This is a genomic window from Streptomyces sp. NPDC102259, from assembly GCF_044766465.1.
Lineage (GTDB): Bacteria > Actinomycetota > Actinomycetes > Streptomycetales > Streptomycetaceae > Streptomyces.
This window is the reverse complement of sequence record NZ_JBIWMA010000010.1, coordinates 150669-163211: the sequence shown is the minus strand read 5'-3', so window position 1 is coordinate 163211 and position 12543 is coordinate 150669. Positions and strand designations below refer to the sequence as shown.

Genomic DNA, 12543 nt, shown 5'->3' with positions numbered 1-12543 from the left:
TGTGTCCCGAAACCCCTGGTCAGGCGGCTCGTTCGGGCTCTAGGATGACGCGCTCCGGCCATCATCCGCGGTCACCGCCCCACCGGGACCGCCCGACCCCGCGCCGTGCTCCTCCCCCAGCCCGCGGCGTAGCAGCGATGGACTCCCAGACCTCACAGTCATCCCAGGCACCCCACCCACCCCACACGTTCCAGGTCGACCTGCGTGGTCTGGTGGACCTGCTGTCCCATCACCTCTATTCCAGTCCCAAGGTCTACCTGCGCGAACTGCTGCAGAACGCCGTGGACGCGATCACCGCCCGGCGGGCCGAGGAGCCCGACGCCCCGGCGCGCGTGCGGCTGTTCGCGGGGGACGGCGGGCTGCGGGTGGAGGACTCGGGCATCGGGCTCACCGAGGCCGACGTGCACGACCTGCTGGCGACGATCGGGCGCAGTTCCAAGCGCGCCGAGGGGCTCCAGGACGTCCGTTCGGACTTCCTCGGGCAGTTCGGCATCGGACTGCTGGCCTGTTTCGTGGTGGCCGAACGGATCCGCGTGGTCAGCCGCAGCGCCCGCACGCCGGACGCGCCGCCGGTGGAGTGGACGGCGCACGACGACGGCTCCTACACCGTGCGGACGCTGCCCCGCGAGGAGCGCCCCGAGCCGGGCACCACCGTGCATCTGGTGGCGCGGGCCGGGGCCGACGAGTGGCTCACGGAGCCGCGGGTGCTGGCGCTGGCCCGGGACTTCGGATCCCTGCTGCCGTACGACGTCCGGGTCGGCGACGAGGCGGTCACCGATCTGCCGGCGCCCTGGAACCGGTCCTATCCCTCCCCCGCCAACCGGCGGGTGGCGCTGGCCCGGCACTGTCACGAGCTGTTCGGCTTCACGCCGTTGGACTCCGTCGAGCTGGACCTGCCGGTGGCGGGGGTCCGGGGGGTGGCGTACGTGCTGCCTTCGGCGGTCAGCCCGGCGCAGCGTGCCGGTCACCGTGTGCACCTCAAGGGGATGCTGCTGACCGAGCGGGGCGAACAGCTGCTGCCCGACTGGGCGTTCTTCGTGCGCTGCGTGCTGGACACCGACAGTCTGCGGCCCACGGCCTCGCGGGAGTCGCTGTACGAGGACGAGACGCTGGCGGCGGTACGGGAGGCGCTGGGGGAACGGATCCGGTCGTGGCTGACGGGTCTGGCCGCCGGTGATCCACAGCGGCTGACCACCTTCCTCGAGGTGCACCACCTGGGCGTGAAGTCCCTGGCGCGGCACGACGAGGAGATGCTGCGCACGATGCTGCCGTGGCTGCCCTTCGAGACGACCGACGGGCGGCTGTCGCTGGAGGAGTTCGCTCAGCGGCACCCGGTGGTGCACTTCACGCGGACCGTGGAGGAGTACCGGCAGGTCGCGCCGATCGCGTCCGCACAGGGCATCGGGGTGGTCAACGGCGGTTACACGTACGACAGCGAGCTGGTCGAGGCGCTGCCGTCGGTGCGGCCGGGGACGGTGGTCGCCGAGCTGGACGCGGACACCGTGACCGCCCACCTGGACACCGTCGCCGCGGCCGACGAGCCGGCCCTCGCGGGCTTCCTGGCGGCCGCGCGGGCGAAGCTCGACCCACTGGGCTGTGACGTCGTCCTGCGGGCCTTTCACCCGTTGTCGGTGCCCGCGCTGCACCTCGACGACCGGGGGCCCGGCACGAGCAGGCCCGCGCGCAGGCCGAGACACAGGCCGACGACCTGTGGGCGGGCATTCTGGGCTCGCTGCGCGGGAGCGCCCCACGCGCGCGGCTGGTGCTCAACCATCTCAACCCGCTGATCCGGCGGATCAGTTCGTTGAACGATCCCGAGCTGATCGGCACCGCCACGGAGTCGCTGTACGGGCAGGCGCTGCTGATGGCGCAGCGCCCGCTGCGGCCCGCGGACTCGGCGTTGCTGAACCGGGCGTTCATAGGCCTCCTGGAATGGGCCACGCACGGGGAGTCGGCACACGGGGAGCCGACAGAGGAACAGGGCGGTCACTGATGAGTGAGATCACGGACTTCGACTCCCTCCGCCGGGCGATGGCGGAGAACGGCGAGCAGCCGGAGGGTCCGGCCCGCAACGCGCGCGCGGAGCAGCTGCTGGTGGAGGCCGAGAGGCTCAACATCCCGCTCGCCGTGATCGAGGCGCTCGGGCACCAGCTGAAGGTCTACAACTACAGCTCCGAGAAGGCGAAGATGTTCGTCCCGTTCGCGCGGCTGCTGCGCATGTGGGACGAGCGGCCCGAGGAATTCGACGAGTACGAGACGCACTCGCTGCACTGGGTCTTCAAGTGGGTGTCGTCCGGCATGCTCGACCAGCCGCACGTGCCGCTGGCGTCGGTGGAGAAGTGGCTCGGCGAGATGGAGCACCGCTACCGGCTCGCCGGGCACTCCGCGCGGGCGGTGCGCAGCGCCGAGTTCAGCGTGGCCGCGCACGTGGGCGACGTGGAGCGGGCGGAGCGGGCGTTCACCGCGTGGCTGGCCGCGGACCGGGACACCATGGCCGACTGTCACGCGTGCGAGCTGCACGGGCAGGGCTGGTGGCGGGCGGAGCGGGGCCGGGACGCGGAGGCGCTCGCGCTGTGGGCGCCGGTCCTGGAGGGCGAGTACTCGTGCGCGCACGAGCCGCACACGGTGCTGGCGTCGTCCCTGGCGCCGTTGCTGCGGCTCGGCCGCCTGGAGGAGGCCCGCGCCCACCATCTGCGGGGCTTCCGGCTGGTGCGGTCCATGGAGAGCATGCGGGGCGCCTACGCCGACCACGTCGAGTTCTGCGCGCTGACCGGCAACGAGGCGCGGGGACTGGAGCTGCTCGCGGAGCGCCCGGCGTACTTCACGGACGAGGGGCATCCGCACAGCAGGCTGGAGTTCCTGAGCGTGGTGGTGCTGCTCATGGAGCGCCTGTCCGAGCTGGGTCTCGCCGGTCAGCGGGTGCCCGGGCCGGCCGGGCGCGAGTGGACCGCCTTGGAACTCGCGGGACACGCGCGCACCCAGGCCCTCGCGCTGGCCGCGCGCTTCGACGAGCGCAACGGCACGTCGTACGTCAGCGAGCGGGCACGCGCGCGTATGGCACAGCGGCCCCTGGTGGAGCGGCTGCCCCTGGGCGTACGGGCGGCTCGCCCCGCCTCCGCCGCGGCCGCCGCGGCGGCACCCGATGCCGCTGCCCCGGCTCCGACTCCGACTCCGGCGACCGACGCACCGGACCTGGCGGTCCTGCTCGCCGAGGCCCAGCGGCTGTCCGACACGCTCCAGCCGCGTGCCGTCGAGGCGTGGGCGCGGGTGGCCCGGCTGGCCGAGGAGGTGGAGGGCGTCGAGCTGGAGGCGCGGGAGCGCGCGGAGATCGCCGACCACGAGGCGATAGGTCTCGGTCCGGACGGCGCCGAAACGTTCGAGCACGCTGCCGAGCTGTACGCGCAGGCGGGCGACCCCGGCGAGGCCCTGGCGGCACGCGCGCGTGCCGCGTACATCCGTGCGCTGGGCGGCGAGATCGACGAGGCGCTCGCGGCGGTCGCCGACCCGTACGACCGGGTTCTCTCGCTGTACGCCGAGGGCGGCACGGGGGTGCCGCAGGCGGCGGGCGTGCTGATGGGCCGGGCGCGGATCCTGATGCGGCGCGTCCACGAGGCCGAGGGGGAAGTGGTCGACGAGGCGGTCCTGGCGGAGGCCGAGGCGGCGGTCCGGGAGCTTCTGGCCCTCGTCGACGGGCGCGCGGGCAACGACGTACGGCTCGCCGCCCGCGTCGCCGAGGGGCACGCGATGCTCGCGGAGCTGGCGACGCACTCCGGGAACCCGGAGGCGGGCGCGAAGCTGTTCGCGCGGGCCGCGCGGGAGTTCAACGAGACGGGTCTGCCGTGGTTCGCCGTGGAGTACGAGGCCCGGCTGGCCGGTCTCGCCCACCAGCTGGGCGACATGAGGGAGGCGGAGCGGGCCCTGCGGGCGGCCCTGGAGCACGGCGGACCGTACCTGGAGGCGGTCGGGCGGGCCCAGCTGCACCTTCAGCTCGCCGAGGTCGTCGGGGGCCGGGGGGAGGCCGAGGAGGCCGCGGAGCACGCCCTGGAGGCCGCGCACTGGGCGGACGAGGCGGGTGCGGGCCCCACGCTCGGCGCGTGGGCGCGGCATCAGCTCGGCGGGTTCCTGGTACGGCAGGGCCGCTGGGCCGAGGCCGCGGAGGTGCTGGAGTCCGCGCTGGCGGAGCTGACCGCCGAGACGCACGGCGACGGCGCGGTCGTCCAGACGCAGTGGTGGCTGGGTGACTGTCTGAGCGAGCTCGGGGAACACCGGGACGCCGCCGAACGCCGGCTCCAGGCCGCGGAGATCGCCCGGCACTGGCCCGAGCAGCACGACCACGCGACCCTCGCCCACCTGGCCGCCGAGTCGCTCGGCCAGGCCGGTCTGCGCACCGAGGCGGACCAGGCCTACGCGCGCGCGGGCGAGCTGTGGCGCGGCCTCGGCAACGTCCACGGGCTCGTGCGCTCGCTGCGCGCCCGCGCGTGGCTGGCGTTGCGCGTCGAGGACGGGACGGACGCGGCGCGCGATCTGATGGCGCGTGCCGTGGAGGAGTGCGCGGACGCGTTCGACGGGGCCGACGACGACGAGGCGCGTCTGCGGCTCATCGCCGAACTCGGCCACACGCACCGCCAGTTCGGGGACCTGCTGGCCCGGTCGGCCGCCGAGGACGCCGACGACGACTCGATCCGGGCCACCCTGGACGAGGCGCTCTCCCAGATGGCCGAGGCCGTCGCGGTGTTCGTCGCCCTGGGCGAGGACGCCGTGCACGCCCGGACCGGGGCGGAGCTGGCCGCGGGCTGGCTGGAGACCGACCTGGGACGCCCGGCGGCGGCGGCCGCACGCGCGCGTACGGTGCTGCGGGCTTACGCCGATGTCGAAGACGCTGCCGACATCGGCGCAGGCAGCGGCGAGCGGGAAGAGGACGAGACGGCGGGGGCGCGGCGGGCCGAGGCGGAGCAGTTGTTGCAGGCGGCGGAGGAACAGAAGGATCGTTGAACGACCCGCAGGGGGTATAGGGGTTGTTCAACAATCCCTATACCCCGCTCGCCGCCGCCCTGCTCGCCGCCTCCCTGCCCGCGCCCCCTCCCCCCACCCCTTCCCCCCTACTCCACCCCGATCAGCACCAACGCGCCCTGCCGTCCGCCCCGGTACACCACCGTGTCCACGGCGAGGTACGCCTCCCGTACCCGTGTCTCCAGGTGCTCGGCGACACCCTCGGGGGCCTCGTCGCCGAGCACGAGGGTGACGAGTTCGCCGCCCGCCGCGAGCATGCGGTTCAGGACGGTCTCGGCGGCGGCGGTGACATCGGAGGCGATGACGGCCACGTCGCCGTCGATCAACCCCAGGACGTCGCCGGCCTGGCAGATGCCGGCCATGGTCCACGACTGGCGCTCGGCGACGGTGACCTCGGCGTAACGGGTGGCGCCCGCCGCCGAGGTCATGGAGACGACGTCCTCGTCGAAGCGGCGGTCCGGCTCGTGCACGGCCAGCGCCGCGATCCCCTGGACCGCGGACCGGGTGGGGATCAGGGCCACCCGGATGCCCTCCGTGCGGGCCTGCTCGGCGGCCGCGGCGGCGGTGTGCCGCAGGTCGGCGTCGTTGGGCAGCAGCACGACCTCACGCGCGTGTGCCCGTCGTACGGCCTCGACGAGCTCTCCGCTGGCGGGCGGCTCCCCGGGACGCGCGAGGACGGTGGTCGCGCCCGCCTCCGCGTACAGCCCGGCCAGGCCCTCGCCGGGCACCACGGCGACGACCGCCCGCTGGACGCGCTCGCGCGGCGGACGCTCACCGGCACGCGTGTGCGCGTCGCCGGCGCCGAAGTGGGTGATGCGGATCCGGTACGGCCGGCCCGCCTCGACACCCGCCTCCACGGCGGCGCCCGCGTCGTCCACGTGCACGTGCACGTTCCACAGCCCGTCGCCGCCGACCACGACCAGCGAGTCGCCCTGGGCGTCCAGTCGCTGCCGCAGCCGCGCCACATCGCTGTCCTCGGCCTCCAGCAGATAGATCACCTCGAAGGCGGGACCGCCCTCGCCGCTCTCGCCGCCTTCACCGTCCGGCCCGTCGTCGGCGCAGTCCGCCGCCTGAACGGATTCCCCGCGCGCGTGGGCCGCGCCAGCGGCTGCGGTCACGGCGCCGGAGAGCCCCGGCACCTCCCCCGTGAACGTCCCCACCAGCGCGGCGAGAACCGCCACCAGCCCCCGGCCGCCCGCGTCCACCACTCCGGCGCGCTCCAGCACGGCCAGTTGGCCCGGGGTCGCGGCGAGCGCCGCGCACGCCCCCCGGTAGGCCGCCCCGGCGACCGCCCCGCAGTCCCCCTCGGCTCCCTCCGCGGCGTCGGCGGCGGCCGAGGCGACCGACAGCACGGTGCCCTCGACGGGGTGGGCGACGGCCTGGCGGGCGGAGTCGGCCGCGTGCCGAAGGGCCAGCCGCAGCCCGTCCCCGTCGGTGTGCGGGGTCTCCCCCTCGGCGGTGAGCACCTGGGCCATGCCGCGCAGCAGCTGCGCGAGGATCGTCCCCGAGTTGCCGCGCGCCCCGATGAGCGCGCCGTGCGCCATCGCGCGCGCGGCGTCGGCGAGAGAGGGCTTCCCCGCGGGCGCCGAACCGGCGCCGGAACCGGCCTCGTACCCGGCGAACACCGCCTCCACGGCGGTCGCCGCCGACTCGACGGTCAGGTACAGGTTGGTGCCGGTGTCCCCGTCCGCGACCGGGTAGACGTTGATGGCGTCGATCTCCTCGCGGGCCCGGCCCAAGGCCGTGAGCGCCAGGCCGCACCAGGTGCGTACCGCGAGAGCATCGAAGAATGTCTGCGGCGCCTGCGCCACCTGCGCCTCCTTGGGCTGCTGGACTGGACGCAGCGTAGACCCCGGGCCGGTGTCCGCCGGAAAGCGGGCCGGGCAGGAGCGGGCGGGGGCCGACCGGGGCGGGGGACAGGTCGCTGAGCAGCCATGGTAGTTTCGTTGCACTGGCGCAGTCGTTGTATGCTGCTCCGGTTGCCCGATCCGCATCGGGCCATCCCCCTGGCAGCGCCACTCAGATCCTAGATCCTGATCCCGGCATGCCGGGATCATCCGTAAGTGCATCTGAAGTCTTTGGAGTGACCCGTGGCTGCCAACTGCGACGTCTGTGGCAAGGGGCCGAGCTTCGGCAACAACATCTCGCACTCGCACCGCCGTACGTCCCGTCGCTGGAACCCGAACATCCAGCGCGTCCGTACCGTGGTGAGCGGGACGCCGAAGCGCGTGAACGCTTGCACCTCGTGCATCAAGGCCGGCAAGGTCTCGCGCTGACGCACATCCCCCCACTCTCGACTCCGCTCGAGCCGGGGGGAACCCCAACGCGCGCGGCCACTGCTGGTTCGCTGCATAGAGCCGGTCCACCCAGGTGGGCCGGCTTTCTGCTGTGTCCGGGATCCCGCCGCCTGTCAGACTCCGGGGAATGCGCTTCGGCATCCTGGGCACCCTCGACCTCCGCACCGTCGACGGCACCCCCGTCGACCCCGGCGGCCCCCGTCCTCGCGCCCTGCTCAGCCTCCTGCTGCTCGAGGCCGGCCGCGGCGTCCGCGTGGAGCGCCTGACCGACGGCCTGTACGGCGCCGAGCCGCCCGCCGGAGCGGGCAACGCGCTCCAGTCCCAGGTCTCCCGGCTGCGCCGCCGCCTGGCCCCGCACGCGGAGATCGAGGCCACTCCCGCCGGCTGCCGGCTGGCCGTCCCGCCCGACGCCGTGGACCTCCACCGCTTCGAGCGGCTGGCCGGGCAGGGGCGGGCCGCTCTCGCCGCCGGGGACCCCGCCCGGGCGGCCGCCCTGCTGCGCGAGGCCCTCGCCCTCTGGCGCGGCCCGGCCCTGCCCGACCTCCCCGACGCGCACGCCGAGCGGGCCCGGCTCGACGCACTGCGGCTGAGCGGTGTGCGGGCTGCCGTACCCGGAGGACCTGCTGGCCTCACTGGTGGAGAAGTCCTTCCTGGAGGTGACCCAGAGCCCCACGGCGGCCGAGGCCCGGTACCGCATGCTGGAGACGATCCGGGTCTTCGCCGCGGAGGGATGCGCCGGTGAGCCGGCCCTGCGGGACGCGCACGCCCGGTACTTCCTGCGGCTGGCCGAGCGGGCGGAACCGTATCTGCGCGGCCGGGACCAGCTCCCCTGGCTGGCCCGGCTGGACGCCGATCGCGACGACCTGGACGCGGCCATGGGCCTCCTGACCGCCACCGATCCCGCCGCCGCGCTGCGGCTCATGGCGACGCTCACCTGGTTCCGGCGGCTGCGCGGGCTGCACGGCGAGCAGCTGCCGCAGGCCCGCGCGCTGCTCGCGGCCGTGGGCGACGAGCCGCCCGGCGGGCCGACCGAGGAGTACGCGCTCTGCCTGATGAACTCCGTCGCCGGGCGCGGCGACGACCCCGGCGAGGCGGCGCGCGTCGCACGCGCGGTGGCCTTGATGCGCTCCCTGGACCGGCCGCTGCGGCTGCCGTTCACCGTGGTCGTGTGGTCGCTCACCGGCGGTCCCCTGCTCGCCGCGGACGAGCAGGTCCGCGTCCAGGTCGGTGAGGAGCCGTGGGGTCACGCGCTGCTGGACCTCGGCCTGGCCTACCAGGAGCTCTACGCCGGCCGCGCGACCGCCGCGGAGGCTTCCTTCGCCCGTTCGCTGGAGGGCTTCCGGGCCACCGGCGACCGCTGGGGCATGGCGAACTGCCTCGATCCGCTGGCCCTGTTCGCCGACGGGCGCGGCGACCACGCGCGCGCCATTGAGCTGCTCGACGAGGGACTGGCGTATGTGCGGGAGCTGGAGGCCCCGGAGGAGATCGCGGACCTGCTGCGCTCCCGCGCGACCGTGCTGCTGCACCGGGGCGACGCCGAGGAGGCGGCCGCGCACTTCACCCGTTCCGCGGCCCTGGCCCGCACGGCGGGTGTGCCCGACAAGGTGGCCGGCGCGCGGCGGGGCCTCGGTGACGTGGCCCGGCTGTCCGGCGACACCACCCACGCGCGCGTGCACTACGAGAGCGGTCTGGAGCTGTGCACCGCCACCTGGTTCAGCACGAGCGAGACGGTGCGGCTCCTCGTCGGGCTCGGACTCACGGCCGCGACGGAAGGGCAGGTCGAGACGGCCCGCGAGTGGTTCGAGCAGGCCCGTACACCGGCGCTGGAGTCGTTCGACGTGCTGGCGCTGGCCGATCTGGCCGACGCCCTGGCCTCCGTCGCCCCGCGACCCGAGCGCGCGGCCGAGCTGCTGGGCGCCGCCGCGGGCCTGCGGGGCACGGTCCTCCTCGGTGACCCCGATGTCGTTCGCACCCTGAACGACGTCCGCGCGAGGCTGTCCGCGCAGGCGTACGACACGGCCTTCGAGCGGGGCCGCAGCCGCCGGTCGGCTGCGGTCGGCGAACCGCCGGCGGTCGGCGAGCCGCGGGGGTCGGTAGGCGGGCGGTAGGCGGCCGGTAAGGGGACGGTCAGCGGTCGCCGCGAGGCTCCTGCCCATGACGAAGACCCACAACAGCCTCGGTCACCTGTCCGTCCTGATCTCCGGCGCGAGCGTCGCCGGTCCGGCGCTCGGGCTCCACCTGGTCCGGTACGGCGCCCGCGTCACCGTCGTCGAGCGGTCCACGGATCTGCGCGCGGGCGGCTTCGCCGTCGACTTCCGGGGGCACGTCCACCGCCGGATCCTCACCTCCATGGGCATCTGGGACGAGATCCACGCCCGCCAGACCCATATGGGCCGCCAGTTCGTGGTCGCCGAGGACGGCTCGCCGCGGGTGGACCTGCCGGCCGAGATGATGAGCGGTGACGTCGAGATCCTTCGCGGCGAGCTCGCCCAGATCATGTACGAGCGCACCCGGGACCACGTCGAGTACGTCTTCGGCGACTCGATCGTCACCCTCACGGACACCGCCGCGGGCGTCGACGTGACCTTCGAGGAGAATGCCCCGCGCCGCTTCGACCTCGTGATCGGCGCCGACGGCCTGCACTCGAACACCCGCCGGCTGGTCTTCGGCGACGAGTCCCGCTACCTGCGCTTCCTCGATCACTACGTCGCCGCCTTCGAGGTCCCCAACGACCTGGGCCTGGACCGTACCGGCCGGCTGTACAGCGAGCCCGGCCGCGCGATCGCCCTGGGCAACTACGACGGCGACCCCGATCGCGCCGGTGCGCTGCTGGTCTTCCGGTCGGAGCGACTCGCCTACGACCGGCGGGACACGGCCGCGCAGAAACGGATCCTCGCCGAGCGGTTCACGGGGATGGGCTGGGAGGCGCCGAAGGTGATCCGGGCGCTCGCGGACGCCGACCAGCTGTACTTCGACGCGATCGCGCAGATCCACGTCGACCGTCTCGCCGAGGGCCGGGTGGCCCTGCTGGGGGACGCCGGGTACGGCGCGACCATGGGCGGCATGGGGACGGGCGCGGCGATCGTCGGCGCCCATGTCCTGGCCGGTGAGCTGGCCCTGGCCGGCGGCGACCACCGGACCGCGTTCGCCGAGTACGAGAGTCGGATCCGGTCCTTCGCCAGGGGCTGCCAGAAGATCTCCGGCAACGCGGGCCCGTTCTTCGCCCCGCCGACCGAGCGGCGCATCCGCAACCGGGACCGGATGTACCGGCTGCTCGGCTCACGCCCGATGGCCGGCGTCTTCAGGCGGCTCACCGAGAAGGCGGCGACCGACATCAGGCTCCGGCCGTACCCCGGGTGAGATCCCATCCGTGGTCCACGGGACCGATGCCGGCGCCGAGGGCGAACCCGGCGGCGATCGCCCCGGTGACGTAACGCTTGGCCGCCGCCACCGCCTCCGGCACGGAGCTCCCCTTCGCCAGCTGTGCCGCTATCGCGGACGCGAGGGTGCAGCCCGTGCCGTGCGTGTGCCGGTTGTCGTACCTCGGCGCCCGCAGCCAGTGCTCCTCGCGGCCGTCCGTCAGCAGGTCGACGGCGGCACCGGGGAGGTGGCCGCCCTTGATGAGCGCCCAGCGCGGCCCGTACCCCAGCACGGCGGCGGCCGCGTCCCTCAGCTGCTCCTCCGACTCGACCCGCACACCGGTCAGTTGGGCCACCTCGTCGAGGTTCGGGGTGGCGACGGTGGCGACCGGCAGCAGTTTCGTGCGCACGGAGTCCAGCGCGGAGGCGGCCAGCAGCGGATCCCCGTGCTTGGAGACGCCGACCGGGTCGACGACGACGGGAGCGCCGGTGTCCGCGAGCAACTCGGCGACTGTCTCGACGAGTTCGGCGGAGGCGAGCATGCCCGTCTTCACCGCCTGGACGCCGATGTCGTCGACGACGCTGCGGTACTGGGCGCGTACCGCCTCCACCGGCAGCTCCCAAGCTCCCTGCACGCCGCGGGAGTTCTGCGCGGTGACCGCCGTGATCACGCTCATGCCGTGCACGCCGAGCGCGAGCATCGTCTTCAGGTCGGCCTGGATCCCGGCCCCGCCGCCGGAGTCGGAGCCGGCGACGGTCAGCACCCGGGGCGGGGGCCCTGGCGCGCTCACGACTCCATGTCCCCGAAGTGGTCCCAGCCGCCCTTGCTGGTCCAGGGCGCGCCGTCGACCGTCACCTGTGGCAGGGCGGACGGGTTGAGGACCTCGCCGATCACCTTCCAGCGGGCGGGCAGCTTCACGTCCGGCGGGAAGGTCGCCACGATCGCGTGGTCCTCTCCCCCGGTGAGCACCCACTGGATCGGGTCGACGCCGACGGCCTGCCCGATGTCGTTCATCTGGGTGGGGATGTCGATGGCGCCGGAGCGGATGTCGATACGGACCTTGCTGGCCTCGGCGATGTGCCCGAGGTCGGCGATCAGCCCGTCGCTGACGTCGCACATCGCCGTCGCGCCGAGCGAGGCCGCGGCCGGACCCGCGTGGTACGGCGGTTCGGGGCGGCGGTGGGCCTCGACGAAGGCGCGGGGCGAACGGAAGCCGCGCGACAGGACCGCGTACCCGGCGGCGGACCAGCCCAGCCAGCCGGTCACCGCGACGAGGTCGCCGGGCTGGGCGCCGCCCCGGGTGACCGGCTCCTGGTTGCGCAGGTCGCCGAGCGCGGTGATCGACACCATGATCGTGTCGCCCCGTACGACGTCGCCGCCGACCACGGAGGCGCCGGCGACCTGGCACTCGTCGCGCAGGCCGTCCATCATCTCGGACGGCCAGGTGACCGGCAGTTCGGCGGGCACGACGAGGCCGAGCAGCAGGGCCGTCGGCACCGCGCCCATGGCGGCGATGTCGGCGAGGTTCTGCGCGGCGGCCTTGCGGCCGACGTCGTAGGCCGTGGACCAGTCGCGGCGGAAGTGCCGGCCCTCCAGCAGGATGTCGGTGCTGGCCACGACCCGGCGGTCGGGCGCGGCGACCACCGCGGCGTCGTCGCCGGGGCCGACCCGGACCGCGGGGGTGGTGGTGAGACGGGAGGTGAGCTCCCTGATGAGCCCGAACTCCCCGAGCTCACCAACAGTGCCCTTCATTGCCCTTTCGCCCCTTCTATACCTGTCTGTTCCCGGTCGCGCGTAACCAGTGTCCTCGATACGGTCGAGTCAGCCGTCAACTTCTGTCCTGCCCGCACCCCGGCGCGCGAGCCGTGGTTCCCGC

The 12543-nt window shown here is 74.2% G+C and carries 8 protein-coding genes and 1 pseudogene; 6 read left to right on the top strand and 3 right to left on the bottom strand.

The annotated features are described in order from the left end of the window. The first annotated feature begins 137 nt into the window (after positions 1-137). Together ACIRPU_RS23650 and ACIRPU_RS23645 are read left to right on the top strand one after the other, a co-directional pair. Positions 138-1993, top strand: a pseudogene (locus tag ACIRPU_RS23650) (HSP90 family protein). Then, complete coding sequence (locus ACIRPU_RS23645; RefSeq protein ID WP_403870433.1) at positions 1993-4992, top strand: tetratricopeptide repeat protein; 3000 nt, start codon at positions 1993-1995, stop codon at positions 4990-4992. Before ACIRPU_RS23650 ends, ACIRPU_RS23645 begins: the two are co-directional and overlap by 1 nt. Before the next feature lie 107 nt (positions 4993-5099). Here ACIRPU_RS23645 and ACIRPU_RS23640 read toward each other — a convergent pair whose 3' ends face one another. Next, the gene (locus ACIRPU_RS23640; RefSeq protein WP_403870430.1) at positions 5100-6821 is read right to left on the bottom strand and encodes a DAK2 domain-containing protein; all 1722 of its coding nucleotides are present in this window, start codon (positions 6819-6821) and stop codon (positions 5100-5102) included. A gap of 279 nt (positions 6822-7100) precedes the next feature. Here ACIRPU_RS23640 and rpmB point away from each other — a divergent pair, with 279 nt between their 5' ends. From rpmB to ACIRPU_RS23620, 4 genes are all read left to right on the top strand, one after another. Next, the gene (gene rpmB, locus ACIRPU_RS23635) at positions 7101-7286 is read left to right on the top strand and encodes a 50S ribosomal protein L28 (RefSeq protein ID WP_328678677.1); all 186 of its coding nucleotides are present in this window, start codon (positions 7101-7103) and stop codon (positions 7284-7286) included. A gap of 148 nt (positions 7287-7434) precedes the next feature. Then, positions 7435-8049: a BTAD domain-containing putative transcriptional regulator gene (locus ACIRPU_RS23630; RefSeq protein WP_403870427.1), complete on the top strand. Its 615-nt coding sequence runs from the start codon at positions 7435-7437 to the stop codon at positions 8047-8049. Continuing rightward, a complete protein-coding gene (locus ACIRPU_RS23625; protein ID WP_403870424.1) occupies positions 7964-9415 on the top strand; it encodes a tetratricopeptide repeat protein in 1452 nt (483 codons plus the stop codon). The genes ACIRPU_RS23630 and ACIRPU_RS23625 overlap by 86 nt, the downstream gene beginning before the upstream one ends. 46 nt (positions 9416-9461) lie before the next feature. Beyond that, entirely contained in the window at positions 9462-10667 is a 1206-nt protein-coding gene (locus ACIRPU_RS23620) for an FAD-dependent monooxygenase (RefSeq protein WP_403870421.1), read from the top strand. Here the strand turns inward: ACIRPU_RS23620 and thiD are convergent. Together thiD and ACIRPU_RS23610 are read right to left on the bottom strand one after the other, a co-directional pair. After that, positions 10642-11457 (bottom strand): bifunctional hydroxymethylpyrimidine kinase/phosphomethylpyrimidine kinase, encoded by an 816-nt coding sequence (gene thiD / locus ACIRPU_RS23615; protein WP_403870418.1) that lies wholly within the window; start codon positions 11455-11457, stop codon positions 10642-10644. The two genes, ACIRPU_RS23620 and thiD, sit on opposite strands and share 26 nt — an antisense overlap. Beyond that, positions 11454-12419: a thiamine-phosphate kinase gene (locus ACIRPU_RS23610; protein ID WP_327318098.1), complete on the bottom strand. Its 966-nt coding sequence runs from the start codon at positions 12417-12419 to the stop codon at positions 11454-11456. Before ACIRPU_RS23610 ends, thiD begins: the two co-directional genes overlap by 4 nt. Between the last annotated feature and the right edge of the window lie 124 nt (positions 12420-12543).

Bases quoted from the DNA above. Each gene is read 5' to 3' on its own strand.
- ACIRPU_RS23630 (WP_403870427.1), top strand. From the start codon at position 7,435: ATGCGCTTCGGCATCCTGGGCACCCTCGACCTCCGCACCGTCGACGGC.
- ACIRPU_RS23620 (WP_403870421.1), top strand. From the start codon at position 9,462: ATGACGAAGACCCACAACAGCCTCGGTCACCTGTCCGTCCTGATCTCC.
- ACIRPU_RS23610 (WP_327318098.1), bottom strand. From the start codon at position 12,419: ATGAAGGGCACTGTTGGTGAGCTCGGGGAGTTCGGGCTCATCAGGGAG.
- ACIRPU_RS23645 (WP_403870433.1), top strand. From the start codon at position 1,993: ATGAGTGAGATCACGGACTTCGACTCCCTCCGCCGGGCGATGGCGGAG.